Origin of the sequence: Vibrio sp. MMH1-50 (assembly GCF_022347645.1) — a bacterium.
Classification (GTDB): Bacteria; Pseudomonadota; Gammaproteobacteria; order Enterobacterales; family Vibrionaceae; genus Vibrio; species Vibrio harveyi.
Window position 1 is genome coordinate 328,602 of record NZ_JAKRGG010000001.1, and the last position, 25,733, is coordinate 354,334.

Here is a 25,733-nt window from a genome sequence, read left to right on the forward strand (position 1 = left end):
TTATGACGAAAACCACTCCTAACCTTGCTAAGTTGATAGCGACGGATTTGATTACCGTCGGTCGCTGGTCGTTGTTGTTGATGATTTTGATCTTCGCAACCGCAATGGGAGTGGTGTTTGCAACCCACCATGCGCGTCAAGCGATCACTGAAAAAGATCATACATTGGTTGAGCGGGAGCGATTGGACAGCGAATGGCGCAACCTAATGTTGGAAGAAACAGCTCTCGCAGAACACAGTCGCGTTCAAGACTTGGCAAAGAAGGATCTTGAAATGAAACGACCAGATGGCGATAAAGAAGTGGTTATCACGCTAAAATGATTGGAAAGAAAGCCAAATCTAAACAAGGAAATACGCGCAAGTCTGCTGCAAAAGAAAAGAAAGTTTCTGCAGCAAAACCGCAACCCACCAAAGAAACAAAAGAAACAGAAGTAACGGCAGAACCAGAGTCATTTTTGATTCGCTGGCGTTTTCACTTGCTGCTGTTTTTTGTCTTCTGTGCCTTCGCTCTTCTCGTTGGGCGCGTGGCTTACATTCAAATCATCGAGCCAGACAACCTTATCAAGCAAGGTGATCTTCGTTCTATCCGTGTAAAAGCCATTCCTTCCGCGCGTGGGATCATCTCTGACCGTAACGGTGAACCGCTGGCAGTGAGCGTACCGGTAGAAGCCGTTTGGGCAGACCCGAAAACCATCTTTAAAGAAGGCGCACTGCAGCAAACTAAGAGTTGGTACGCACTTGCAGACGTGCTTGGCTTAGATCGCCAAGGTCTGATTAACAAAATTAAGAAGAACGAATCCCGCCGTTTTATTTACCTTCAACGTCAAGTAAGTCCAGCGATGGCGAACTACATTCGAGAGTTAAAGCTGCCGGGTGTGGGGTTGAAATCAGAATCTCGTCGTTACTATCCCGCAGGTGAAGTTAGTGCCCACTTAGTCGGTGTAACAGGCATTGATGGACATGGTTTAGAAGGTGTTGAACGTAGCTACGATGAATGGCTGACTGGCGCTGCGGGTAAGAAAACCATTCGTAAAGACCGTTATGGTCGTGTCGTCGAGAACATTGCTTTGGAAGAGAAGCAAGAAGGTAAGCCGCTGCAACTGACCATTGACCAAAGACTGCAAGCCATCGCGTATCGCGCAATTAAGCAAGCTGTAGCCGATCACCGTGCAACTTCTGGCTCTGCAGTAATGCTTGATGTAAAAACAGGTGCCGTGTTGGCGATGGTGAATGCGCCATCTTATAACCCAAATAACCGCAGCGACTGGCAAAGCTACAAGATGCGTAACCGAGTTATTACCGACTCAATGGAGCCTGGTTCGACGATTAAGCCATTCGTGATCTTAGCCGCTTTAGAAAATGGTGTGGCGGACAAAGATACGATCGTCGACACCGGAAATGGCATTCTTCAACTCGGTGGTAGCCGTGTTCGTGACGTGTCCAAAGTAGGTAAAGCAAGCCTGACCAAGATTTTGAAAAAATCGAGTAACATCGGTGTGACCAAGCTTGCGATGCGAATGCCAGTGGAAGCGCTATTGGGTTTGTATAGCTCTGTTGGTTTGGGCGAATTGTCCGGCTTGAACTTGGTTGGTGAGGTGACCGGTATTTTCCCAAGCCGCTCTCGTTGGTCTCCTATTGAGCGAGCAACGATTTCTTTTGGTTACGGCTTATCCATCACGCCAATTCAGCTTGCTCATGCGTACGCGACGCTAGGCAACTTAGGAAAATACGAACCAATTCATATTATCGAAAGTAACGATAACGATATGTCACGCCAAGTGGTGAGCAAAGAGCATGCTCGTCAAGTGTTAGATATGCTAGAGACGGTAACACAAAAAGGTGGTTCAGCTCGAAGAGCGGCTGTTCCAGGTTACCGAGTCGGGGCAAAAACCGGTACGTCACGTAAAGCGACAGCAGGTGGCTATAGTGATGAATACATTACATATACCGCTGGTCTTGCGCCTGTGAGCGACCCGCGAATTGCGTTGGTAGTGATTGTGAATGAGCCACAAGGTGATGATTACTACGGTGGTTCAGTAGCATCTCCTGTCTTTTCCGAAATCATGAAAGGTGCGCTGCAAATCTTGAATGTTGCCCCTGACGAAAATAAATTCCAACAGTAGGCTTATAAGTCTGCTAAGAAACAAAATGAAGAAAGCTGAGCGCATGCTCGGAGAACATATATGACTAAAGCCATCAGTATGGACACGCTGCTTTCCGCTTGGGTAGATTGCCCTAGCTTGTCCTCTATCCTTGTCTCTGAATTGGAACTCGATAGCCGAAGAGTTCAATCTGGTACCACGTTTGTTGCCATTATCGGTCATGTTGTCGATGGACGTCAGTTTATCCCAACAGCAATTGAACAAGGAGCGAACGCGGTTATCGCTCAAGCCTGTGATGTAAAAGCGCATGGCTCGATTGAGATCATTAACGACGTACCAGTTGTTTATCTTGATGCATTAGACAAATGCTTATCTCAAATTGCGGGTCAGTTGTACCACTATCCAAATATGGAGCTGATTGGTGTCACAGGTACGAACGGAAAAACCACCATCACTCAACTGATTGCTCAGTGGATTGATTTAGTCGGTGCAAAAGCAGCGGTTATGGGTACAACGGGTAATGGTTTCCTTGATAACCTGCAAGAAGCTGCAAATACAACGGGCAACGCCGTTGAAATCCAAAAGACACTTGCTTCCCTCGCTGAGCAAAAAGCGCAATACACTGCGCTTGAGGTTTCTTCCCACGGTCTGATTCAAGGTCGTGTTAAGGCTCTGTCTTTCGCTGCGGGCGTATTTACTAACCTAAGCCGAGATCATCTAGACTACCACGGCACTATGGAAGAGTACGCTAAAGCTAAACTTACCCTATTTACAGCCCATCAATGCGAACACGCAATCATCAATGTAGACGATGTAGTCGGTGCAACTTGGGCGAAACAGCTTCCTAATGCTCTAGCCGTATCACTCAAACCAACGACAGATTTTGCGCATACAGTGTTTGCTAATCATATTGCTTATGCAGAATCAGGCATTACGATTGAGTTTAGCGGCAAGTTTGGTGAGGGCACATTACATGCTCCGCTGATCGGAGAATTTAATGCAGCGAACCTAATGTTGGCATTTACAACGTTGCTTAGCTTAGGTTTCGATAAACAGAGCTTGCTTGCAACGGCTGCACAGTTGCAGCCTGTACTTGGTCGAATGGAACTGTTTCAAGCGGAAGAGTGCGCGAAAGTGGTTGTGGATTATGCTCATACACCTGATGCTTTGGAAAAAGCGCTGCAAGCGCTTCGTGTTCATTGCCAAGGTAATCTTTGGGCTATCTTCGGTTGTGGGGGCGATCGTGATGCTGGAAAACGCCCAATGATGGCGGAAATTGCTGAGCGTTTGGGTGATAAAGTGGTTCTGACGGACGACAATCCACGCAGTGAAGATCCGGCTCTTATCATGAAAGATATGCTGGCAGGGTTAACTAAGCCAGCTGATGCTATTGTGCAACACGACCGCTTCAAAGCACTGTCTTATGCACTTGAAAATGCCTCTTCTCAAGACATTATTCTTCTGGCTGGTAAAGGTCATGAAGACTATCAAGTTCTAAATTCTGGAACCATTCACTACTCTGACCGCGAGTCAGCCATGACATTATTGGGGCTTTGATCATGATCACCGTAACGCTTTCTCAAATTGCTGAAATCACAGGTGGTGAATTGGTTGGCAATGACGTTGCCATCGAATCTGTTTCTACTGATACTCGCACAATCGACCTAGGGGCACTATTTGTTGCTTTAGTCGGTGAGCGTTTTGATGCTCATGATTTCTGTGAACAAGCCGTAGAGTCTGGTGCTGGGGCACTATTGGTGCAAAAAACACTTAATGTGAATGTGCCTCAAGTTGTTGTTGCTGATAGTAAGATAGCATTGGGCGAAGTTGCTGCGTGGGTTCACCAATCATGTCAAACACCAACGGTTGCGATCACCGGAAGTTGTGGAAAAACCACAGTAAAAGAGATGGTCGCAAGCATCTTACAATTGAAAGGTCAGGTGTTATTTACTGCGGGTAACTTTAATAATGACATCGGCGTTCCGCTGACACTATTACGTTCGCAAAAAAACGATGACTACGCTGTGATTGAGCTTGGAGCAAACCACATTGGTGAGATTGCTTATACTACTCAATTAGTTAAACCCGATATGGCCCTTGTTAACAACGTAGCTGCAGCACACCTTGAAGGCTTTGGTTCGATTGATGGAGTGAAGCAAGCAAAAGGAGAGATCTACCAAGGGCTTTCCGCTGGTGGCGTTGCGATTGTGAACTTAGACAGTCATGGTGAAGCTAAGTGGGAGGGGGTTCTCGCTGATAAGAAGGTGATTACTTTCTCACAAAGCAACACAAACGCTGACTTTTATGCGACAAATATCGTGATGAACGCCGCAGGTGAAGCAAGCTTTGACTTACATATCGCCGCAGGTTCACAAGAAATTGAACTGTCTCTGGGTATTATTGGTCAACACAACGTGTCTAACGCAATTGCCGCTTCTATCATTGCACTGCAAATGGGAGCGACCTTAGAAGAGGTTCGAGCTGGTCTTAAGCATCTTAATAAAGTTAAAGGTCGTGTCGAAGTGGAAGAGCTGAGCGACAAGATCAAACTGATTGACGACAGCTACAACGCAAGTGTTCCCGCAATGAAGGCTGCTGTTGATTTGCTAGCGGCATTTCAAGGACAACGTTGGTTGATTTTAGGCAATATGGCGGAGTTGGGTGAGGAAAGTCTTGCACTTCATCGTCAAGTCGGGGAACATGCTGCCCCACAAAAATTTGAACATGTTCTCACGTATGGTGCAGATGCAAGGGTTATTAGCGAACTCTGCGACGGCATCCATTTTGAGACACATCAAGAGATGATTGACTACATCAAGCAGCATCTAGACCAAGCGGCTCCTGAGCATCACACGATGTTGGTGAAAGGGGCGAACGGTGCACGTATGTTTGAAGTCGCTGCTGCTTTGAAGGAGTATTATTAATGATTATTTGGCTTGCCGAGCTGCTACAGCCATACCTATCTTTTTTCCGATTGTTTGAATACCTCTCTTTTCGAGCAATCCTCAGCGTATTAACCGCTTTAGGTTTATCCCTATGGATGGGACCTATCATGATCAAGCGTCTACAGATGCTACAAATTGGTCAGGTTGTCCGTAACGAAGGTCCAGAATCCCACTTTAGCAAGCGTGGTACCCCAACGATGGGCGGTATCATGATTTTGGCAGCTATTTCTATCACCATTCTTTTGTGGACTGACTTATCAAACCCTTACGTATGGGCAGTACTAACCGTGTTGTTAGGTTATGGTGCGATTGGCTTTGTCGACGATTATCGTAAGGTCGTTCGTAAGAACACCGATGGTTTGATTGCTCGTTGGAAGTACTTCTGGCAGTCGTTGATTGCATTTGTTGTGGCGTTTGCGTTGTACGCTTATGGCAAAGACACAGCCGCTACTCAACTTGTTGTGCCGTTTTTCAAAGACATCATGCCGCAACTTGGTTTCATGTACATTATCCTCACTTACTTTGTGATTGTGGGTACCAGTAATGCGGTAAACCTAACCGATGGTCTGGATGGCTTGGCAATTATGCCGACCGTTTTAGTCGCAGCCGGCTTTGCCGTGATTGCGTGGGCGACGGGTAACGTTAACTTCTCAGAATACCTCCACATTCCATATCTACCACACGCATCTGAGTTGGTAGTTGTATGTACGGCAATTGTTGGTGCGGGTCTTGGTTTCTTGTGGTTCAACACATACCCAGCGCAAGTGTTTATGGGTGATGTTGGTTCACTTGCTCTTGGTGGTGCGCTTGGTACGATCGCAGTACTTGTTCGTCAAGAGTTGGTATTGGTGATCATGGGGGGTGTGTTTGTAATGGAAACACTGTCGGTAATCCTACAGGTAGGTTCGTACAAGCTACGTGGTCAACGTATTTTCCGTATGGCACCGATTCACCATCACTACGAATTGAAAGGTTGGCCAGAACCTCGCGTAATCGTGCGTTTCTGGATTATTTCTATGGTTCTTGTTCTGATTGGTCTAGCGACACTGAAAGTGCGTTAATCGTACTTTCCAAGAATAAGACAAATTGCGTGAGCAAATATGGAACGTTGGCAAAACATACATAAGGTTGTTGTTGTAGGGCTCGGTATTACCGGGCTCTCTGTCGTTAAACACCTAACAAAAACACAACCGCAACTAGTGGTCAAAGTCATTGATACGCGTACTAACCCTCCTGGGGCTGAACGCTTGCCTGAGCAAGTCGAATTGCACAGTGGCGGGTGGAATACTGAGTGGCTTGCAGAAGCTGACTTAGTTGTGACTAATCCCGGCATTGCTTTGGCGACACCAGAAATTCAAGTCATTCTTGCGAAAGGGACGCCAGTTGTTGGCGATATTGAACTCTTCGCTTGGGCTGCCGATAAACCTGTTATTGCGATTACTGGCTCTAACGGTAAAAGCACAGTAACGGACTTAACTGGTGTCATGGCGAAAGCCGCAGGTCTAACAGTAGGTGTCGGTGGCAATATCGGTGTTCCTGCTCTTGATTTGCTAGAGCAAGATGCAGATTTGTATGTCCTTGAATTGTCCAGCTTCCAATTAGAAACTACGTCGAGCTTAAAACTCAAAGCCGCTGCGTTTCTAAACCTTTCTGAAGACCACATGGATCGTTATGACGGCATGGCGGATTATCGACAAGCTAAATTGCGTATTTTCAACCATGTAGAACTGGCAGTTGTAAATCGAGATGACCAAGAGACCTTCCCTGATATTGATATGCCGTTAGTGACATTCGGGAGCGATGAGCAAGCTTACGGTCTTGAATTGGATGGCAATCGTACTTGGTTGCTCGATCATGGTCAGCGTGTCATTGCTAGTGATGAGCTAAAGCTGGTTGGTAAGCACAATTTAGCCAATGCTCTAGTCGTACTTGCACTGCTTAAAGCGGCAGGTGTGGATTATCACAAATCATTGAATGCACTTAAAACTTACACGGGTTTGACACATCGATGCCAAGTGGTTGCGGATAATCGTGGCGTAAAATGGGTGAATGACTCAAAAGCGACCAATATTGCGAGCACTATGGCAGCGCTTTCTGGTTTAGAGTCGACGGGCAAACTGTACTTGCTCGTTGGTGGTGTTGGTAAAGGTGCGGATTTCACTCCACTAAAACCGATCTTCGCGACACTGAACCTGCAACTTTGCTGTTTTGGCGCTGATGGCGATGAATTTATGCCACTGCACGAATCAGCAACTCGTTTCGACACCATGGAAGATGTGATTCAACAGATATCTTCGCAGTTAAAAACGGGTGATATGGTGATGCTGTCTCCGGCATGTGCTAGCTTTGATCAATTCGACAACTTTATGGCAAGAGGTGACGCATTCGCAGCTCTTGCCGAGAAATACGCATAATTAAAGGTCACACACTTCGTGGGTTTAGGTAACGTTAAACGCAGCATTGGTATTTGGCTTAAGCATCCTGCACCTGAGGCGCTTTTTGATCGTCAGCTTGTATGGATTGCGTTGGGTTTGATGTTAACGGGGTTGGTGATGGTGACATCAGCATCATTTCCAATCAGCTCTCGTTTGACGGATCAGCCATTTCATTTCATGTTCCGTCATGCAACCTTTCTTGTGCTCGCGATAGGTGTCTCTTCCGTAATTCTGCAAGTGCCATTAGAGCAGTGGTTTAAGAGAAGTCATTATCTTCTTTGGCTCTCTTTTGGGTTACTGATTGTTGTACTGCTTGCGGGTAAGTCGGTGAACGGTGCATCGCGTTGGATACCTCTCGGTCTGTTTAACTTGCAGCCTGCCGAAGTCGCCAAGCTCTCGCTATTTGTCTTCATGTCTGGTTATTTAGTACGTAAGCAAGACGAGGTCCGTCAGACTTTCTTTGGCGGATTTATGAAGCCAATCATGGTATTTGCTTTCTTCGCAGTATTGCTCCTGGGGCAGCCCGATTTAGGTACTGTGGTTGTAATGTTGGTGACCTTGTTTGGCATGTTGTTCATTGCAGGGGCGAAGCTGACACAATTCTTGGCTCTAATGATTGCCGGTATTGCGGCTGTTGTTGGCTTGATTTTGGTCGAGCCATACCGTATTCGTCGTGTCACTTCGTTCTTAGACCCTTGGGAAGACCCATTCGGTAGTGGTTATCAGCTAACGCAATCTTTAATGGCATTTGGTCGCGGTGAGTGGTTTGGTCAAGGTCTTGGTAACTCAATCCAAAAACTTGAATACCTACCTGAAGCGCACACTGACTTCGTGTTTGCGGTACTGGCTGAAGAGCTGGGTTTTGTTGGTGTTGTGTTAGTGCTAATGCTGATTTTCAGCTTGGTGCTTAAAGCGGTTTACATTGGCAAACGAGCGTTCGAAGAAGGCGAAATGTTTGGTGGTTACCTCGCATTTGGTATTGGTATTTGGTTTGCCTTCCAGACGTTGGTTAACGTCGGCGCTGCTGCCGGTATCGTTCCAACCAAAGGTCTTACTCTTCCACTGATCAGTTATGGTGGTTCGAGTCTTATTATTATGTCCGTGGCGGTGTCTATCTTGCTGCGTATCGATCATGAATGCCGCTTAAAGCACGGCAAGAAAGAATCAGAACAACAAGTCGATGAAGAAAAATAAACGTTTGATGGTGATGGCTGGTGGTACTGGCGGTCACGTATTCCCTGGTCTAGCGGTAGCTAAGCAGCTACAAGAGCAAGGTTGGGAAATTCGCTGGTTGGGTACCGCGGATAGAATGGAAGCTGATTTGGTGCCAAAACACGGTATCGAAATCGACTTTATCAAAGTAAAAGGTCTACGAGGTCAAGGCGTTAAGCGTCTTCTTGCGGCACCATTTCAGATTATTAATGCCATCATGCAAGCTCGCACTCATATGAAGCGCTGGCAACCCGATGCTGTGCTGGGCATGGGCGGCTATGTCAGTGGTCCCGGTGGTATTGCGGCTTGGGTGAGCGGAATCCCTGTCGTATTGCACGAGCAAAATGCAGTAGCAGGTTTAACGAACCAATGGTTATCAAAAATCGCTAAGAAGGTTTTTCAAGCTTTCCCGGGCGCTTTTCCAAATGCCGAAGTGGTTGGTAACCCAGTTCGTGAAGACGTGACTCAATTGGTCGCGCCAACCGAACGCATGCAAGAACGCCAAGGTCCAATTCGCATTCTGGTTATGGGTGGCAGCCAAGGCGCACGCATTCTTAACCAAACTCTGCCAGAAGTGATGGCGAAATTGGGTCAAGATTACATTATTCGCCATCAAGCGGGCAAAGGCGCAGCGGAAGAAGTCAACGCAGCATACCAAGCCAATGGCGTGATGAATGCAGAGGTTACAGAGTTTATCGATGATGTGGCGCAAGCTTATGCGTGGGCAGACTTACTGGTTTGTCGCTCAGGCGCGCTAACGGTATCTGAAGTGTCTGCTGCTGGTGTGGGTGCTATCTTCGTTCCGTTTATGCATAAAGACCGTCAGCAAGCATTAAATGCAGATCACTTAGTGGATTGCGGTGCAGCGAAAATGATTGAACAACCAGATTTAACCGTTGAGTCACTGACTCAGCAGATCCAACAATTGGATCGACAAGCTTTACTTACAATGGCAGAGCAAGCGCGTGGCGCTGCAAAATTGAATGCGGACCGAGTTGTCGCACAAGCCATTGTCGCTTTGACCGAAAAGCGTTAACGAATTATTGAGAATAGAATTGATGACTATCCAACATACACAAGACTTAGCTCAGATTCGCGCAATGGTGCCAGAGATGCGCCGCGTGAAATCCATCCACTTCATCGGTATTGGTGGTGCGGGCATGAGCGGCATTGCAGAAGTGCTGTTGAACGAAGGCTACCAAATCACAGGCTCTGATTTATCAGAGAACCCAGTGACAGAGCGTTTAGTATCAAAAGGTGCGACAGTATTTATCGGTCACCAAGCAAGTAATGTTGAAAAAGCCAGTGTTGTTGTGGTTTCAACCGCGATCAACGAAGAAAACCCAGAAGTGATGGCAGCACGTGAGTTGCGTATCCCTATCGTGCGTCGAGCAGAGATGCTTGCTGAATTAATGCGCTTCCGTCACGGGATTGCTGTTGCGGGTACACACGGTAAAACGACGACGACTGCTCTAGTTACGCAAATCTATTCTGAAGCAGGTCTTGACCCAACGTTTGTTAACGGTGGTTTAGTTAAGAGTGCAGGTACAAATGCACGCTTAGGTTCGAGCCGAATTCTGATTGCAGAAGCAGATGAAAGTGATGCTTCATTTTTGCACCTACAACCTATGGTAAGCATCGTGACGAACATCGAAGCTGACCACATGGATACTTACGGTGGCGATTTCGAAACGTTGAAGCAGACATTCATCGATTTTCTTCACAACTTGCCGTTTTATGGTCAAGCTATTGTCTGTATTGACGATCCAGTCATTCGTGAGCTTATTCCACGTATTAGTCGCCAAGTGATAACTTATGGCTTCTCTGAAGACGCTGATGTGCGCATAGAGAATTACCATCAGGAAGGTCAACAGGGCAAGTTCACGGTGGTTCGTGAAGGTCGCGCAAACCTGGATATCACGCTGAACATCCCTGGTCGCCATAACGCATTGAACGCATCTGCAGCGATTGCGGTTGCTACAGAAGACGACATCAGTGATGAAGCGATCTTAAAAGCAATGGCGGGTACACAAGGTACAGGTCGTCGATTTGATCATTTAGGCGAGTTCGATACTGGTAATGGTCATGCAATGCTTGTCGATGACTATGGTCATCACCCAACAGAAGTGGACGTGACGATTAACGCAGCACGCAGCGGCTGGCAGGATAAACGTCTCGTCATGATTTTCCAGCCTCATCGTTATAGCCGTACCCGTGACTTATACGATGACTTTGCGAATGTGCTGGAGCAAGTGGATGTTCTGATCATGTTAGATGTATACGCTGCGGGCGAAAAACCGATTGCCGGCGCGGATGGACGTGCTTTATGCCGCACTATTCGTAGTCGCGGAAAGGTCGATCCAATTTTTGTCCCAGAAATCGAGCAATTACCTTCAGTTTTGGCTAACGTTATACAAGATGGCGACCTGATTTTGACTCAAGGCGCAGGTGATGTTGGTAAAGTTGCCAAGCAGCTTGCTGCTCTTGAATTGAATATAAATAAGATGCTTGGCTAACAATAGGGACGGGCGCAAAGTGCAGAGAAAGACCTAGATCTCGATTTTGCGTCAAGAACGTTGTGATTTATCACTATCAGTGTTTGATAGTTTACAAGAGCTCAGTATAATCCCAAGGTTAAAGTCAATGCTTTTGCCAATGTGTACTAACACGGTGAAAAGTACAGGACAAAAGTCAGGAAACGAAGACGTTGTTGAATATTGCACTGAATGAAGAGCGACTTAACACGGACAATAACCGTGGTCGTCAAGATAAAATCTTGGGTGCGCTATTTTTCTTTGTTGTGGTGACCTTAATTAGTTCTGTTTTGTACTCAGCGATCAGTTGGATGTGGGATGACCAAAGGTTACCTCTCTCCAAAATTGTACTTCAGGGAAAACTGGAGTATGTCACAGCAGACGATGTGCAAGCAGCGTTTGGACAAATTGATCATATTGGCACCTTTATGTCTCAAGACATTGATGTGTTGCAGCAAAGTGTCGAAGCCCTTCCATGGGTCGCGCATGCTGCGATTCGTAAGCAATGGCCAGACACGGTAAAAGTATTTTTGACAGAACATCAACCCGTTGCCATCTGGAATGGCAATGAGCTGTTAGATGCTAATGGCTTAGTATTTAATGGTGATGTTGGCCTGCTAAAGGAAGAAAAAGTTAAGTTATATGGTCCCAATGAGACTGGACCGGAAGTTTTGCAAACCTATCGCGATCTCCGTCCTAAGTTCCAAACGTTGGGGCTGGCTATTTCGTCATTAGTGTTAAACGAACGACGAGCTTGGCAGATCATCCTTGATAACGGTATTCGACTAGAGCTCGGTAAAGAGTCTCTGGATGAGCGGATAGAGCGCTTCTTTTTGCTTTATAACAAGCTCGGCAGTGACACTCAAAGAATCAGTTATATCGATCTTAGGTACGATACGGGAGCCGCAGTTGGTTGGTTCCCTGAACATGAGTTAGAACAAGAGAGTACGAATGACTAAGGCCGCTGATGACAACATTATTGTTGGTCTTGATATAGGCACTGCAACCGTATCAGCTCTAGTGGGTGAGATTCTACCGGATGGCCAAATAAATATTATTGGTGCGGGTAGCAGCCCTTCACGTGGCATGGATAAAGGCGGCGTGAATGATTTGGAGTCGGTTGTAAAATCAGTACAACGCGCAATTGATCAAGCTGAGTTGATGGCGGAATGCCAAATCAGCCGAGTATTTATTTCGTTGTCTGGTAAGCATATCGCAAGCCGAATTGAAAAAGGCATGGGCACCATATCTGATGAGGAAGTGTCTCAGGAGGATATGGATCGCGCTATCCATACTGCAAAATCGATTAAAATCGGTGATGAACAGCGAATCCTTCATGTGATTCCACAAGAGTTCACCATCGACTACCAAGAGGGCATTAAAAACCCACTTGGTTTATCAGGAGTGAGAATGGAAGTCAGTGTCCATTTGATCTCATGCCATAATGATATGGCACGCAATATTATTAAGGCTGTAGAACGTTGTGGTCTTAAAGTAGAGCAACTTGTGTTTTCTGGGCTTGCTGCAAGTAATGCAGTGATCACCGAGGATGAAAGAGAGCTTGGGGTTTGTGTGGTTGATATCGGTGCCGGCACGATGGATATTTCTATCTGGACCGGTGGTGCGTTACGTCACACTGAAGTATTTTCTTACGCAGGAAATGCAGTAACTAGCGATATTGCTTTTGCTTTTGGTACGCCAGTGAGCGATGCTGAAGAAATAAAAGTCAAATATGGCTGTGCCTTGAGCGAACTAGTCAGTAAGGATGACACGGTTAACGTTCCTAGCGTAGGTGGTCGACCTTCACGTAGTCTGCAACGTCAGACGTTGTCAGAAGTGATTGAACCACGATACTCTGAGCTTATGGGACTGGTTAACCAAACTATCGACTCTGTACAAGCGAAATTGCGCGAAGAGGGCATTAAGCACCATCTCGCTGCGGGTGTAGTTCTTACCGGCGGTGCTGCGCAAATCGAAGGAGTGGTAGAATGTGCGGAACGCGTATTCCGCAACCAAGTAAGGGTTGGCAAACCGCTTGAAGTCAGCGGGTTAACTGACTATGTAAAAGAGCCGTACCATTCTACGGCAGTTGGATTACTTCATTACGCAAGAGACATGCAGTCTAGCGACGATAGCGATTATAATGAACCTAAGCGCTCATCTGTTACTGGCTTTTTCGGTAAATTGCGTAATTGGATACAAAAAGAGTTTTAACCTGAGTTGCAGGATAAACGGAGACAACACATGTTTGAACCGATGATGGAAATGTCTGACGATGCAGTAATCAAGGTCGTTGGAGTTGGTGGCGGCGGTGGTAACGCCGTTGAACACATGGTGCGTGAATCCATCGAAGGTGTGGAATTCATCAGCGTCAACACTGATGCGCAAGCACTTCGTAAGACAAGCGTTGGCAATGTCATTCAGATTGGTGGTGATATCACTAAAGGTCTGGGTGCAGGTGCGAATCCACAGGTCGGCCGTGAGGCAGCTCTCGAAGACAGAGATAGAATTAAAGATTCCCTAACTGGTGCCGATATGGTGTTTATCGCAGCAGGTATGGGTGGCGGTACAGGTACTGGTGCAGCACCTGTTATTGCTGAAGTAGCTAAAGAGCTTGGCATTCTTACTGTTGCGGTCGTAACAAAACCGTTCAGCTTTGAAGGCAAAAAGCGTTTGGCATTTGCTGAGCAAGGTATCGATGAGCTGTCTAAGCATGTTGACTCTTTGATCACAATTCCAAACGAAAAGCTACTTAAAGTACTTGGTCGTGGTGTAACGCTATTAGAAGCTTTCGCAAGTGCGAACGACGTTCTTAAGAACGCTGTTCAAGGTATTGCGGAGCTAATTACTCGCCCTGGCATGATCAACGTCGACTTTGCAGATGTACGTACTGTAATGTCTGAAATGGGTCACGCAATGATGGGTAGCGGTATCGCGAAAGGCGAAGATCGTGCAGAAGAGGCAGCGGAAATGGCAATTTCTAGCCCACTTCTAGAAGACATCGATCTAGCTGGTGCTCGTGGTGTTCTTGTTAACATCACTGCAGGTCTGGATATGCGTCTTGATGAGTTTGAGACTGTTGGTAACACAGTGAAAGCATTTGCTTCTGACAATGCAACCGTAGTTATCGGTACTTCTCTAGACCCAGATATGACTGATGAAATCCGCGTAACAGTTGTTGCGACAGGTATCGGCAATGAGAAAAAACCAGACATTACGCTAGTTGCTGGTGGCAAAGCGAAAGTAGCACCAACTGCGACTCCGCAAGCTCAACCACAACAGCAAGCTGCGGCACCACAAGCTGAAGAGAAACCGGCACAGACTTTGCAAACTACTCCAGTGCAAGAGAAGCCACAGGTAACTCCTCAGCCGACAAACACAGTTTCTTCTTCTCCAGCTTCTGCGGGTCAGAGTTCTGCCGCTCCTAAGCAAGAGAAGGAAAGTGGTTATTTAGATATCCCGGCATTTTTGCGTCGTCAGGCTGATTAATCTTTAACCCATAAATTTGACATAGCTCAAGATTATGGTAGCATTCACGGTCGACGTTACAGACGACCGTGTTTTGTAGCATATTTTAGAGAGGCAAGCAGATGATCAGACAACGTACTCTGAAAGAAATAGTGAAAACAACTGGTGTGGGTCTCCACTCTGGTCGTAAAGTCACACTTACTCTGCGCCCAGCTGCTGCAAACACAGGTATCATTTACCGTCGTACAGATGTAAACCCACCTGTAGATTTTCCAGCTGACCCAGCGTCTGTTCGAGACACTATGCTATGTACAGCATTGGTGAACGATGAAGGCGTGCGAATTTCAACTGTAGAACACTTGAATGCAGCACTTGCTGGTATGGGTATCGACAATATTATTGTCGAAGTAGACGCTCCTGAAATTCCAATTATGGATGGCAGTGCAAGCCCGTTTGTATACCTGCTACAGCAAGCTGGTGTTGAAACGCAAAATGCACCGAAGCGTTTTATTCGTATTAAGAAACCAGTTCGTTTTGAAGATGGCGATAAGTGGGCAGAGTTTGTTCCATTTAATGGCTTCCGTATGGACTTCGAAATCGACTTTAACCACCCTGCGATTGAGTCAGATGAGCAACGTCTTCTGTTTGATTTCTCATCTCAAGGTTTCGTTCGTGAAATTTCTCGCGCACGTACGTTTGGTTTCATGCGTGATATTGAATACTTACAGTCTCAGAACTTAGTTCTTGGTGGTAGTTTCGATAATGCAATTGTACTGGATGATTACCGTATTCTTAACGAAGAAGGTCTACGCTTTGATAATGAGTTTGTTACTCACAAAGTACTAGATGCTATTGGTGACCTTTACATGTGTGGTCATGCCATTATCGGTGAGTTCCGTGCTTTCAAATCAGGTCACGGTCTAAACAACCAACTTCTACGTGCAGTTCTTGCGGATCAAGAAGCATGGGAATGGACAACATTCGAAGAAGAAGTGGGTTCACCAGTTGCTTTTGCAGAACCAAACATGGTTTTAGCGTAATAAACAGCGCAAACAGATTAAAAAAGCCAGGCAATGCCTGGCTTTTTAGTATCTGAATGTTGAGTCTATATTTCTGACGTACGCTTTGTTTGACATAGGCTTTTGGCAGCATGTGAAGCGTTCTGCAGATGATCGTTCAACGATCTTCTGTGAAGATATTACTTTCAATGAATACAGATGTCCTGTAAATGCCTATTAGAAATGGCAATGGCGAATAGTGAAACATTGCCACTTTTTACCGCTTGGCAAGGCGTTGCCGATCCTTTTCTTACCATTATGATCTTTTAACGTTGAACACCAAACTTAGGATCCTTTTTAAGTGAAGGCGATAAAATTATGATCTTACATAGGTAAAATCTAATTTTGTTGAGATATGGGTATTCAAAAGCAGCTTTCTACTGGGCGATGGTTTACATTATTGCCTTTATCTTCAGCTCATAGCGACGATTTGAACTTAGCCACTAGAGGCTGATTCTTCTAAAGAATGGCTTATAAAATACTGACTTTGCGCTTTGATGAGGGGGTAATAGTGGCTAATACATCATCAGTTTGTCTAAAAACTTACGAGTGCTTCAAACAAATACGTCTATTTATGGTTGTATCGACGAAAAATCCTTACACTAAGCCACATTGATTCAAAATTTAGCCTTGAAATATGGATGTTTGAACTCAATATCTTTGATAAATGATTTATCTCAGTATTCTTAGTTCCAAACTGGCAGAGACTGAAGGCATTACGAGTAGATCGGGAACGGTCTGATTAAAGAGAGATTCACGAAAAATGATAACTAAGCTACTGACAAAAGTAATTGGCAGTCGCAACGACCGAACACTGCGCCGCCTTAGAAAAATTGTAAAAGAGATTAATAACTACGAACCAACGTTCGAAGCACTTTCTGATGAAGAGCTAAAAGCGAAAACTGTTGAGTTCCGTGAGCGCCTAGAGCAAGGTGAGACTCTTGATAAGCTACTTCCAGAAGCTTTTGCTACGGTTCGTGAAGCATCTAAGCGTGTTTACGGTATGCGTCACTTCGACGTTCAGCTTATCGGTGGTATGGTACTGAACGGCGGTCAAATTGCGGAAATGCGCACTGGTGAAGGTAAAACTTTAACTGCAACCCTTCCTGCTTACCTAAACGCACTTCCAGGTAAAGGTGTACACGTAGTCACAGTGAACGACTACCTAGCAACACGTGATGCTGAGACTAACCGTCCACTATTTGAATTCTTAGGTATGACAGTTGGCGTGAACGTGCCAAACATGCCTCCTCAAGCGAAAAAAGAAGCTTACCAAGCTGATATCCTTTACGGTACAAACAACGAGTTTGGCTTTGACTACCTACGTGACAACATGGCTTTCCGCAATGAAGACCGTGTTCAACGTGAACGCTTTTTCGCAGTTGTCGATGAAGTGGACTCAATCCTTATCGATGAAGCTCGTACTCCTCTGATCATCTCTGGTCCAGCAGAAGATAGCTCGGATCTATACACTCGTATTAACCTGCTTATTCCAAATCTTCAAAAGCAAGATAAAGAAGACTCTGAAGAATACCGCGGCGACGGTCACTACACGGTTGATGAGAAATCTAAACAAGTTCACTTAACGGAAACGGGTCAAGAATTCGTTGAAGAACTAATGGTGAAAAATGGTCTGATGGAAGAGGGCGATACACTTTACTCTCCAACTAACATCAGCCTACTACACCATGTTAATGCAGCGCTTCGTGCACACGTATTGTTTGAACGCAATGTAGATTACATCGTCAATGATGACGGCGAAGTTGTGATCGTCGATGAACATACCGGTCGTACAATGCCGGGTCGTCGTTGGTCTGAAGGTCTTCATCAAGCGGTTGAAGCGAAAGAAGGCGTTAAGATTCAAAACGAAAACCAAACGCTGGCATCGATCACCTTCCAGAACTACTTCCGCCTATACGAAAAACTGTCAGGTATGACAGGTACAGCGGATACAGAAGCATTCGAATTCCAATCGATTTACGGTCTAGAGACAGTGGTTATCCCAACCAACAAACCTATGATCCGTAACGATATGCCAGACGTAGTTTACCGTACTGAAGCTGAGAAATTCGCTGCAATTATCGAAGATATCAAAGAGCGCGTAGAGAAAGGTCAACCATCTCTAGTAGGTACGGTTTCTATCGAGAAATCAGAGCTACTCTCTAACGCACTTAAGAAAGCTAAGATTAAACACAATGTACTGAACGCTAAGTTCCACGAGCGCGAAGCAGAGATTGTTGCAGAAGCAGGTACACCTGGTGCGGTAACGATCGCGACTAACATGGCTGGTCGTGGTACTGATATCGTGTTGGGTGGTAGCTGGCAAGCGAAAGTCGAAGCGCTTCAAGATCCAACCAAAGAACAGATCGATGCTATCAAAGCTGAGTGGAAACAAGTTCACGATCAAGTACTAGAATCAGGTGGTCTGCACATCATTGGTACTGAGCGTCACGAATCTCGTCGTATCGATAACCAGTTACGTGGTCGTTCAGGTCGTCAAGGTGACGCAGGTTCATCTCGTTTCTACCTATCGATGGAAGATTCACTACTACGTATCTTCACTTCAGATCGTATGGCTAGCCTTATCCAAAGCGGTATGGAAGAAGGTGAGGCGATTGAATCTAAGATGTTGTCTCGTTCAATCGAAAAAGCACAACGTAAAGTGGAAGGTCGTAACTTCGACATCCGTAAACAGCTTCTTGAATACGATGATGTAGCAAACGATCAGCGTAAAGTAGTTTACGAATTACGTGATGAGCTAATGAGCGTTGACGACATTAGCGATATGATCGAACAAAACCGTGAAGATGTTGTTACTGCGATCATCGATGAATACATTCCACCACAATCTCTAGAAGATATGTGGGATGTGGAAGGTCTTCAAGAGCGCTTGAAAGCGGACTTCGATCTAGATGCGCCTATTAAGCAATGGCTTGAAGAAGACGACAAGCTATACGAAGAAGCGTTGCGTGAGAAGATCATCAACCTAGCAGTTGAAGTCTACAAAGCGAAAGAAGAAGTAGTCGGTGCGCAAGTACTTCGCAACTTCGAGAAGTCAGTTATGCTTCAAACGCTAGACACGCTTTGGAAAGAGCATCTAGCGGCAATGGATCACCTACGTCAAGGTATTCACCTACGTGGTTATGCGCAGAAGAACCCGAAACAAGAGTACAAGCGTGAGTCGTTTGAACTGTTTGAAGGTTTACTAGAAGCGCTTAAGACGGATGTGATTACCGTGCTATCTCGCGTACGTGTTCAACAACAAGAAGAAGTTGAGCGTATGGAAGAGCAACGTCGCGCGCAAGCTGAAGAAGCAGCTCGTCGTGCCCAAGCTCAACACGCAGCAGCACAAAACCCACTAACTGAAGGCGAAGAGTCTGAAGAAACGTCTAACCAACCAATGGTTCGTGAAGAGCGTAAAGTGGGTCGTAATGAGCCTTGTCCATGTGGCAGTGGTAAAAAGTACAAACAGTGCCACGGGAAAATTGACTAATACAGTCCGAAAATATTGATAAAGAGTCGCTTAGGCGGCTCTTTTTGTATTGATATACCCAAGTAACCTCGAGATGCTTGGTTCAGCGAGAATGACTTGGTTTGAAGGCGAGGCAACAATTTGAAGATCTAGTGGTTCTAAATCGAAAATTGACGACGCTCTGAATCTAGCATCTTGAAGTCACTTGGGTATAGATCTAGGAACGAATCTAATGAAAAGAATTCATATTGTTGCGGCAATCATCTTTAACCAAGATAAATCGCAAATCTTCATCACTAAACGTCCAGATGACAAACACAAAGGAGGATTCTGGGAGTTCCCTGGTGGCAAAGTAGAGCAAGGTGAAAGTGTTGAGCAAGCGATGATTCGTGAGCTGGAAGAAGAGATTGGTATCACAGTGACAGAGCAATCCCTATTTGAACACTTGGAATATGACTATCCAGAAAAGTCTTTGAAGTTTGATTTCATGACAGTATCTCAGTTCGATAACCAACCTTATGGTCGCGAAGGTCAAGAAGGACGTTGGGTTGATGTTGCTGCATTACTTGATTACACCTTCCCAGAGGCAAACGTACCGATTCTAGAGCGAGTGATTAAAGAGTTTTCTTAACTCGCTGCGAACTATCTTGTGGTTAACACGGGATATTGTTAGTTTAAAAAGATTCGGCGAAACGAAAGAGGACGAGGCAAGCCTCGTTTATCCAGAGAAGGAGAGAAAGCGCAATGGTTCGTATTGCAATTGCAGGAGCTGCTGGCCGCATGGGTCGCAACCTAGTTAAAGCATCGCATTTAAACTCAGAGGCATCCGTGACTGCGGGATCTGAACGTCCAGAGTCTTCGCTAGTTGGCGTAGATGTTGGTGAGCTGTGCGGTGAAGGTAAGTTTGATGTCTTTCTGACGGATGATTTAGCAAAAGAGGTCGGCAACTTCGATGTTGTTATCGACTTTACGGCTCCAGTGAGCACGCTAGCGAATCTAGAGCTTTGCAAACAACATGGCAAGAGTATCGTCATTGGCACGACTGGCTTTAGCGAAGAAGAGCGTGAATTGATCGATGCTGCTGCGAAGCAAGTGCCAGTTGTGATGGCTCCTAACTACTCAGTCGGCGTGAACCTTGTCTTTAAGCTTCTCGAGAAAGCGGCCAAAGTGATGGGGGATTACTGTGATATTGAGATTGTTGAAGCGCATCACCGCCACAAAGTTGATGCTCCGTCTGGTACCGCGATTGGTATGGGGGAAGCGATCGCAGGAGCGATGGGCAATAAGCTAAGCGATGTTGCTGTTTACGCTCGTGAAGGTATTACGGGTGAGCGAACAAAAGATGAAATTGGTTTTGCTACGATCCGTGCTGGGGATATTGTAGGTGAACATACGGCTATGTTTGCTGACATTGGAGAACGCGTTGAGATTACTCATAAAGCGACCGACCGAATGACCTTTGCTAATGGGGCGGTAAAAGCCGCAGTTTGGTTGCATGCTAAGCCAGCAGGTATTTATACCATGACAGATGTTCTCGGGCTCAATGAACTGTAAATACATAATTATTCGCCGGCGTAAGCCGGCTTTTTTGTTTTTGGAGAAAATTATGTAAACAAAATGGTTCCATAAGGTCGCAAGATTTCTCATAGTTTTATTATTGTTTTGTGTGCTTGGTGTGTAAAAATAGCTGTAAGCTCTAAAAGTTGTAGTTGAATTTGCAGGATGAACGTTTGCGCAAAAATCTCACAAAATTTTGTGATCTTCAATAAGTTCAAATTTGTAAAATTCACAAAAAAGTCATGGTAAGTGATCTGTAGATAACTAAAACTTACTTTTTTAGGGCTTTTTCTGTTGAAACGTCATTACTCGCTAGAAAGTACCAATTTATTTTTCAATGTGTGTTGACAGTTTCAAAGTCCGTCTTTAGAATACCGCCAATTTGTCAAAAATACCTGTTTATGTAAATTATCAAGGTAAAGGAAGGCAAATTTGCAGCTTAATTTATTTTTTATGCATTTTTATTCTGGAGGTTGTCTTGGGTAAATTAGCACTGTTAGTCCTAGAAGATGGGACAGTGTTCCGCGGTGTTTCCATTGGAGCAGATGGTATTTCCGTTGGTGAAGTTGTTTTTAATACCTCGATGACGGGGTACCAAGAAATTCTCACTGATCCTTCCTATTCTCAACAAATCGTTACTCTTACTTATCCTCACATTGGCAATACCGGAACCAATTCCGAAGACGAAGAATCTTCTTCAATCCACGCACAAGGCCTTGTGATTCGCGATCTCCCTCTTATCGCTTCTAACTTCCGTAATGAACAATCCCTTTCTGATTACCTCAAGTCGCAAAACATCGTCGGCATTGCAGACATCGACACGCGTAAGCTAACTCGTATCCTGCGTGAAAAAGGTGCTCAAAACGGTTGTATCGTAGCTGGCTCTTCTATAAACGGAGAGAATCTAGACGAAGCTTTGGCACTAGCGAAAGCAAAAGAATTCCCTGGTTTGAAAGGAATGGATCTTGCGAAAGAGGTTACAACAAAAGAAGCGTATCAATGGAAACAAGGTTCGTGGACGCTTGAGGGTGGACTTCCAGAAGCGAAAGACGACAGCGAATTGCCATATCACGTTGTTGCCTACGACTTCGGCGCAAAACGTAACATCCTGCGCATGTTGGTTGACCGAGGCTGCCGCCTAACGGTTGTTCCTGCTGAAACTTCAGCAGAAGAAGTTCTGGCTCTAAACCCAGATGGCGTTTTTCTATCAAACGGCCCTGGTGACCCAGAACCATGTACTTACGCGATTGAAGCGACAAAAGTATTCCTAGAAAAAGGCCTGCCAATCTTTGGTATCTGTCTAGGCCACCAAATCCTTGCGCTAGCATCGGGTGCACAAACAGTGAAAATGAAGTTTGGTCACCACGGCGCAAACCACCCAGTAAAAGATTTGGAGCGTAATGTTGTGATGATTACGTCGCAGAACCACGGTTTTGCCGCAGACGAAGCAACACTACCTGAAAATCTACGTGCTACTCACGTATCGCTATTTGATGGCTCTCTACAAGGTATTCACCGTACAGACAAGCCAGCATTTAGCTTCCAAGGTCACCCTGAAGCGAGCCCAGGTCCACACGACGCGGCACCGCTATTTGACCACTTTATCGAACTAATCAAAAAACACAGCGCTTAATTCGGAGTAGTAGATAATGCCAAAACGTACTGACATTCAAAGTATTCTTATTCTTGGTGCTGGTCCGATTGTTATCGGTCAGGCATGTGAGTTTGACTACTCTGGCGCACAAGCGTGTAAAGCACTGCGTGAAGAGGGTTACCGAGTTATCCTAGTAAACTCTAACCCTGCAACCATCATGACTGACCCAGACATGGCGGATGCAACTTACATCGAGCCAATCCAATGGGAAGTGGTTCGTAACATCATCGCGAAAGAAAAACCGGATGCAGTACTACCTACAATGGGTGGTCAAACTGCATTGAACTGTGCTCTAGACCTAGAGAAATACGGCGTTCTAGAAGAGTTCGGCGTTGAGATGATTGGCGCAACGGCTGATGCAATCGACAAAGCGGAAGACCGCTCTCGTTTCGATAAAGCGATGAAGTCTATCGGCCTTGAGTGTCCACGTGCGGATACTGCTAAAACGATGGAAGAAGCTTACGCTGTACTCGATATGGTTGGCTTCCCTTGTATCATCCGTCCATCATTTACTATGGGTGGTACTGGTGGCGGTATCGCATACAACAAAGAAGAGTTCGAAGAAATCTGTCGTCGCGGTCTAGACCTGTCGCCAACTAACGAACTTCTAATCGATGAGTCTCTTATTGGTTGGAAAGAGTACGAGATGGAAGTGGTTCGCGACAAAGCGGACAACTGTATCATCGTATGTGCGATTGAAAACTTCGATCCAATGGGCATCCACACGGGTGACTCAATCACGGTTGCACCAGCGCAAACACTAACAGACAAAGAATACCAGCTAATGCGTAACGCATCTCTAGCGGTACTGCGTGAGATCGGTGTTGAAACTGGTGGTTCTAACGTACAGTTTGGTATCAACCCGAAAGATGGCCGCATGGTTATCATCGAGATGAACCCACGTGTATCTCGCTCTTCTGCTCTAGCTTCAAAAGCAACAGGTTTCCCAATCGCTAAGATTGCAGCGAAACTGGCTGTTGGCTTTACACTAGACGAGCTAATGAACGACATTACTGGTGGCGCTACACCAGCATCATTCGAACCAACCATCGACTACGTAGTAACTAAGATTCCTCGCTTTAACTTCGAGAAATTTGCAGGTGCTAATGACCGTCTAACGACGCAAATGAAGTCAGTTGGTGAGGTAATGGCAATTGGTCGTAACCAACAAGAGTCACTACAAAAAGCACTTCGCGGTTTAGAAGTTGGCGCTACTGGTTTTGACGAGATGGTTGACCTAGATGCACCAGACGCTCTGACGAAAATTCGTCATGAGCTGAAAGAAGCAGGCGCAGAGCGTATTTGGTACATCGCGGATGCATTCCGTGCGGGTATGTCAGTCGATGGCGTATTCAACCTAACGCAAATCGACCGCTGGTTCCTAGTTCAAATCGAAGACATCGTGAAGCTTGAGCAAGAGCTAAAAGCAAAAGGTTTCGCTGGTCTAAACAAAGAAGAACTTAACAAGCTGAAGCGTAAAGGTTTTGCTGATGCGCGCCTATCTAAGATTCTAGGTGTTGCGGAAAGCGAAATCCGTCGTCTACGTGACCAGTACGATATTCACCCAGTGTACAAGCGTGTTGATACGTGTGCGGCAGAGTTCTCATCTGATACAGCTTACATGTACTCATCTTACGATGACGAGTGTGAAGCTAACCCAACAGACAAAGACAAGATCATGATTCTAGGCGGTGGTCCAAACCGTATCGGTCAAGGTATTGAATTTGACTACTGTTGTGTACACGCATCGCTAGCACTACGTGAAGATGGCTACGAAACTATCATGGTTAACTGTAACCCTGAGACTGTTTCAACAGACTACGATACATCTGACCGTTTGTACTTCGAACCAGTAACACTGGAAGACGTACTAGCAATCGCACGTGTTGAGAAGCCAAAAGGCGTTATCGTTCAGTACGGTGGTCAAACACCACTTAAACTGGCTCGTGCACTTGAAGCAGCTGGCGTGCCAATCATCGGTACTAGCCCTGATGCAATCGACCGTGCAGAAGACCGTGAGCGTTTCCAAGTTGCTGTCGACCGTCTAGGTCTTCTACAGCCAGAGAACGCGACAGTAACGACGATGGAGCAAGCAGTAGAGAAATCTCGTGAAATCGGTTACCCACTGGTTGTACGTCCTTCTTACGTACTTGGTGGTCGTGCGATGGAAATCGTATACGACGAGCAAGATCTACGTCGCTACTTCAACGAAGCAGTAAGCGTATCAAACGAATCTCCAGTACTACTAGATAGCTTCCTAGACGACGCAGTTGAAGTCGATATCGATGCTATCTGTGACGGTGAGCGTGTGGTTATCGGCGGTATCATGGAGCACATCGAGCAAGCGGGTGTTCACTCAGGTGACTCAGCATGTTCTCTTCCTGCATACACGCTAAGCCAAGAAATCCAAGACGTAATGCGTGAGCAAGTTGAAAAGCTAGCGTTTGAATTGGGTGTTCGTGGTCTGATGAACACGCAGTTCGCGGTTAAGAACAACCAAGTATACCTAATCGAGGTTAACCCTCGTGCAGCGCGTACGGTACCGTTCGTATCTAAAGCAACTGGTGCGCCAATCGCTAAGATTGCTGCGCGTGTAATGGCGGGTCAATCGTTAGAGTCTCAAGGCTTTACGAAAGAAATCATCCCACCGTACTACTCTGTAAAAGAAGTTGTACTGCCATTCAACAAGTTCCCAGGTGTTGACCCGCTGTTGGGTCCTGAAATGCGCTCTACTGGTGAAGTTATGGGTGTTGGTGCGACGTTTGCAGAAGCTTACGCGAAAGCAGAATTGGGTTGTGGCAACATTTACCCAGAAGGTGGTCGTGCACTTCTTTCTGTTCGTGCAGGTGACAAAGAGCGTGTTGTGGACCTAGCGTCTAAGTTGACAAAACTTGGTTACCAGTTGGATGCAACACACGGTACAGCTGTCATTCTTGGTGAAGCGGGCATTAACCCACGTCTAGTAAACAAAGTACACGAAGGTCGCCCTCACATTCTTGACCGTATTAAGAACAACGAGTACACCTACATCGTAAACACGGCTGCTGGTCGTCAAGCGATTGAAGACTCTAAAGTTCTGCGTCGCGGTGCACTAGCTGAGAAAGTGAACTACACGACAACGCTAAACGCTGCATTCGCGACTTGTATGGCACACACGGCAGATGCGAAGAGCACAGTAACTTCGGTTCAAGAGCTACACGCAAAAGTGAAAGCTAGCCTAGAAGCGTAATAGATAAAAATCAGTAAGCCGAAAAATAGGGCTTATATGACAACCTCATTGCCCGCTCATTTGAGCGG

General features: G+C 45.8%; 18 protein-coding genes. All 18 read left to right on the forward strand.

From position 1 onward, the window contains the following. Window positions 1-2 precede the first annotated feature (2 nt). The 18 genes from ftsL (at window position 3) to carB (ending at window position 25,665) form a co-directional block, all read left to right on the forward strand. Window positions 3-320 (forward strand): cell division protein FtsL, encoded by a 318-nt coding sequence (ftsL, locus tag MHO32_RS01580; RefSeq protein ID WP_005428577.1) that lies wholly within the window; start codon window positions 3-5, stop codon window positions 318-320. Continuing rightward, window positions 317-2,122, forward strand: a complete 1,806-nt coding sequence (locus MHO32_RS01585; RefSeq protein WP_005447785.1) for a peptidoglycan glycosyltransferase FtsI — start codon at window positions 317-319, stop codon at window positions 2,120-2,122. The genes ftsL and MHO32_RS01585 overlap by 4 nt, the downstream gene beginning before the upstream one ends. 60 nt (window positions 2,123-2,182) lie before the next feature. Then, window positions 2,183-3,658 carry a UDP-N-acetylmuramoyl-L-alanyl-D-glutamate--2,6-diaminopimelate ligase gene (gene murE / locus MHO32_RS01590; protein WP_050934694.1) on the forward strand — a complete coding sequence of 492 codons (1,476 nt, stop codon included), beginning with the start codon at window positions 2,183-2,185 and terminating at the stop codon, window positions 3,656-3,658. A 2-nt stretch (window positions 3,659-3,660) separates the two neighbouring features. Continuing rightward, window positions 3,661-5,025, forward strand: coding sequence for a UDP-N-acetylmuramoyl-tripeptide--D-alanyl-D-alanine ligase (locus MHO32_RS01595; RefSeq protein WP_005447788.1), 1,365 nt, complete (start codon window positions 3,661-3,663; stop codon window positions 5,023-5,025). Continuing rightward, window positions 5,025-6,107 (forward strand): phospho-N-acetylmuramoyl-pentapeptide-transferase, encoded by a 1,083-nt coding sequence (gene mraY / locus MHO32_RS01600; RefSeq protein WP_005447790.1) that lies wholly within the window; start codon window positions 5,025-5,027, stop codon window positions 6,105-6,107. The genes MHO32_RS01595 and mraY overlap by 1 nt, the downstream gene beginning before the upstream one ends. 39 nt (window positions 6,108-6,146) lie before the next feature. After that, the gene (gene murD, locus MHO32_RS01605; protein WP_009697606.1) at window positions 6,147-7,460 is read left to right on the forward strand and encodes a UDP-N-acetylmuramoyl-L-alanine--D-glutamate ligase; all 1,314 of its coding nucleotides are present in this window, start codon (window positions 6,147-6,149) and stop codon (window positions 7,458-7,460) included. Window positions 7,461-7,478: 18 nt separating this feature from the next. Continuing rightward, window positions 7,479-8,675, forward strand: coding sequence for a cell division protein FtsW (gene ftsW, locus MHO32_RS01610; protein WP_009697607.1), 1,197 nt, complete (start codon window positions 7,479-7,481; stop codon window positions 8,673-8,675). Further along, complete coding sequence (gene murG, locus MHO32_RS01615; RefSeq protein ID WP_047512505.1) at window positions 8,662-9,729, forward strand: undecaprenyldiphospho-muramoylpentapeptide beta-N-acetylglucosaminyltransferase; 1,068 nt, start codon at window positions 8,662-8,664, stop codon at window positions 9,727-9,729. The genes ftsW and murG overlap by 14 nt, the downstream gene beginning before the upstream one ends. Before the next feature lie 22 nt (window positions 9,730-9,751). Beyond that, window positions 9,752-11,209 carry a UDP-N-acetylmuramate--L-alanine ligase gene (gene murC / locus MHO32_RS01620; protein ID WP_005447797.1) on the forward strand — a complete coding sequence of 486 codons (1,458 nt, stop codon included), beginning with the start codon at window positions 9,752-9,754 and terminating at the stop codon, window positions 11,207-11,209. A 191-nt stretch (window positions 11,210-11,400) separates the two neighbouring features. Continuing rightward, entirely contained in the window at window positions 11,401-12,186 is a 786-nt protein-coding gene (locus tag MHO32_RS01625) for a cell division protein FtsQ/DivIB (protein ID WP_009697609.1), read from the forward strand. Then, window positions 12,179-13,441 (forward strand): cell division protein FtsA, encoded by a 1,263-nt coding sequence (ftsA, locus tag MHO32_RS01630; RefSeq protein ID WP_005447800.1) that lies wholly within the window; start codon window positions 12,179-12,181, stop codon window positions 13,439-13,441. The genes MHO32_RS01625 and ftsA overlap by 8 nt, the downstream gene beginning before the upstream one ends. A 30-nt stretch (window positions 13,442-13,471) precedes the next feature. Further along, a complete protein-coding gene (gene ftsZ, locus MHO32_RS01635) occupies window positions 13,472-14,716 on the forward strand; it encodes a cell division protein FtsZ (RefSeq protein ID WP_009697610.1) in 1,245 nt (414 codons plus the stop codon). A 101-nt stretch (window positions 14,717-14,817) separates the two neighbouring features. Further along, window positions 14,818-15,735: a UDP-3-O-acyl-N-acetylglucosamine deacetylase gene (lpxC, locus tag MHO32_RS01640; RefSeq protein WP_005447804.1), complete on the forward strand. Its 918-nt coding sequence runs from the start codon at window positions 14,818-14,820 to the stop codon at window positions 15,733-15,735. Window positions 15,736-16,516: 781 nt separating this feature from the next. Then, complete coding sequence (gene secA / locus MHO32_RS01645) at window positions 16,517-19,246, forward strand: preprotein translocase subunit SecA (protein ID WP_009697611.1); 2,730 nt, start codon at window positions 16,517-16,519, stop codon at window positions 19,244-19,246. 211 nt (window positions 19,247-19,457) lie between these two features. Further along, entirely contained in the window at window positions 19,458-19,856 is a 399-nt protein-coding gene (gene mutT / locus MHO32_RS01650) for an 8-oxo-dGTP diphosphatase MutT (RefSeq protein WP_009697612.1), read from the forward strand. A 113-nt stretch (window positions 19,857-19,969) separates the two neighbouring features. Then, complete coding sequence (gene dapB, locus MHO32_RS01655) at window positions 19,970-20,779, forward strand: 4-hydroxy-tetrahydrodipicolinate reductase (RefSeq protein ID WP_239210547.1); 810 nt, start codon at window positions 19,970-19,972, stop codon at window positions 20,777-20,779. A gap of 481 nt (window positions 20,780-21,260) precedes the next feature. After that, window positions 21,261-22,415: a glutamine-hydrolyzing carbamoyl-phosphate synthase small subunit gene (gene carA / locus MHO32_RS01660; RefSeq protein WP_005447811.1), complete on the forward strand. Its 1,155-nt coding sequence runs from the start codon at window positions 21,261-21,263 to the stop codon at window positions 22,413-22,415. A 16-nt stretch (window positions 22,416-22,431) separates the two neighbouring features. Continuing rightward, window positions 22,432-25,665, forward strand: coding sequence for a carbamoyl-phosphate synthase large subunit (gene carB / locus MHO32_RS01665; protein WP_005447814.1), 3,234 nt, complete (start codon window positions 22,432-22,434; stop codon window positions 25,663-25,665). Window positions 25,666-25,733 lie beyond the last annotated feature (68 nt).

What these genes read in the sequence shown, in the direction of transcription:
- murE (WP_050934694.1), top strand. Translation starts at nt 2,183, where the DNA reads ATGACTAAAGCCATCAGTATGGACACGCTGCTTTCCGCTTGGGTAGAT.
- MHO32_RS01585 (WP_005447785.1), top strand. Translation starts at nt 317, where the DNA reads ATGATTGGAAAGAAAGCCAAATCTAAACAAGGAAATACGCGCAAGTCT.
- carB (WP_005447814.1), top strand. Translation starts at nt 22,432, where the DNA reads ATGCCAAAACGTACTGACATTCAAAGTATTCTTATTCTTGGTGCTGGT.
- ftsA (WP_005447800.1), top strand. Translation starts at nt 12,179, where the DNA reads ATGACTAAGGCCGCTGATGACAACATTATTGTTGGTCTTGATATAGGC.
- ftsZ (WP_009697610.1), top strand. Translation starts at nt 13,472, where the DNA reads ATGTTTGAACCGATGATGGAAATGTCTGACGATGCAGTAATCAAGGTC.
- mraY (WP_005447790.1), top strand. Translation starts at nt 5,025, where the DNA reads ATGATTATTTGGCTTGCCGAGCTGCTACAGCCATACCTATCTTTTTTC.
- mutT (WP_009697612.1), top strand. Translation starts at nt 19,458, where the DNA reads ATGAAAAGAATTCATATTGTTGCGGCAATCATCTTTAACCAAGATAAA.
- dapB (WP_239210547.1), top strand. Translation starts at nt 19,970, where the DNA reads ATGGTTCGTATTGCAATTGCAGGAGCTGCTGGCCGCATGGGTCGCAAC.
- ftsL (WP_005428577.1), top strand. Translation starts at nt 3, where the DNA reads ATGACGAAAACCACTCCTAACCTTGCTAAGTTGATAGCGACGGATTTG.
- murD (WP_009697606.1), top strand. Translation starts at nt 6,147, where the DNA reads ATGGAACGTTGGCAAAACATACATAAGGTTGTTGTTGTAGGGCTCGGT.
- lpxC (WP_005447804.1), top strand. Translation starts at nt 14,818, where the DNA reads ATGATCAGACAACGTACTCTGAAAGAAATAGTGAAAACAACTGGTGTG.
- MHO32_RS01595 (WP_005447788.1), top strand. Translation starts at nt 3,661, where the DNA reads ATGATCACCGTAACGCTTTCTCAAATTGCTGAAATCACAGGTGGTGAA.
- murG (WP_047512505.1), top strand. Translation starts at nt 8,662, where the DNA reads ATGAAGAAAAATAAACGTTTGATGGTGATGGCTGGTGGTACTGGCGGT.
- secA (WP_009697611.1), top strand. Translation starts at nt 16,517, where the DNA reads ATGATAACTAAGCTACTGACAAAAGTAATTGGCAGTCGCAACGACCGA.
- murC (WP_005447797.1), top strand. Translation starts at nt 9,752, where the DNA reads ATGACTATCCAACATACACAAGACTTAGCTCAGATTCGCGCAATGGTG.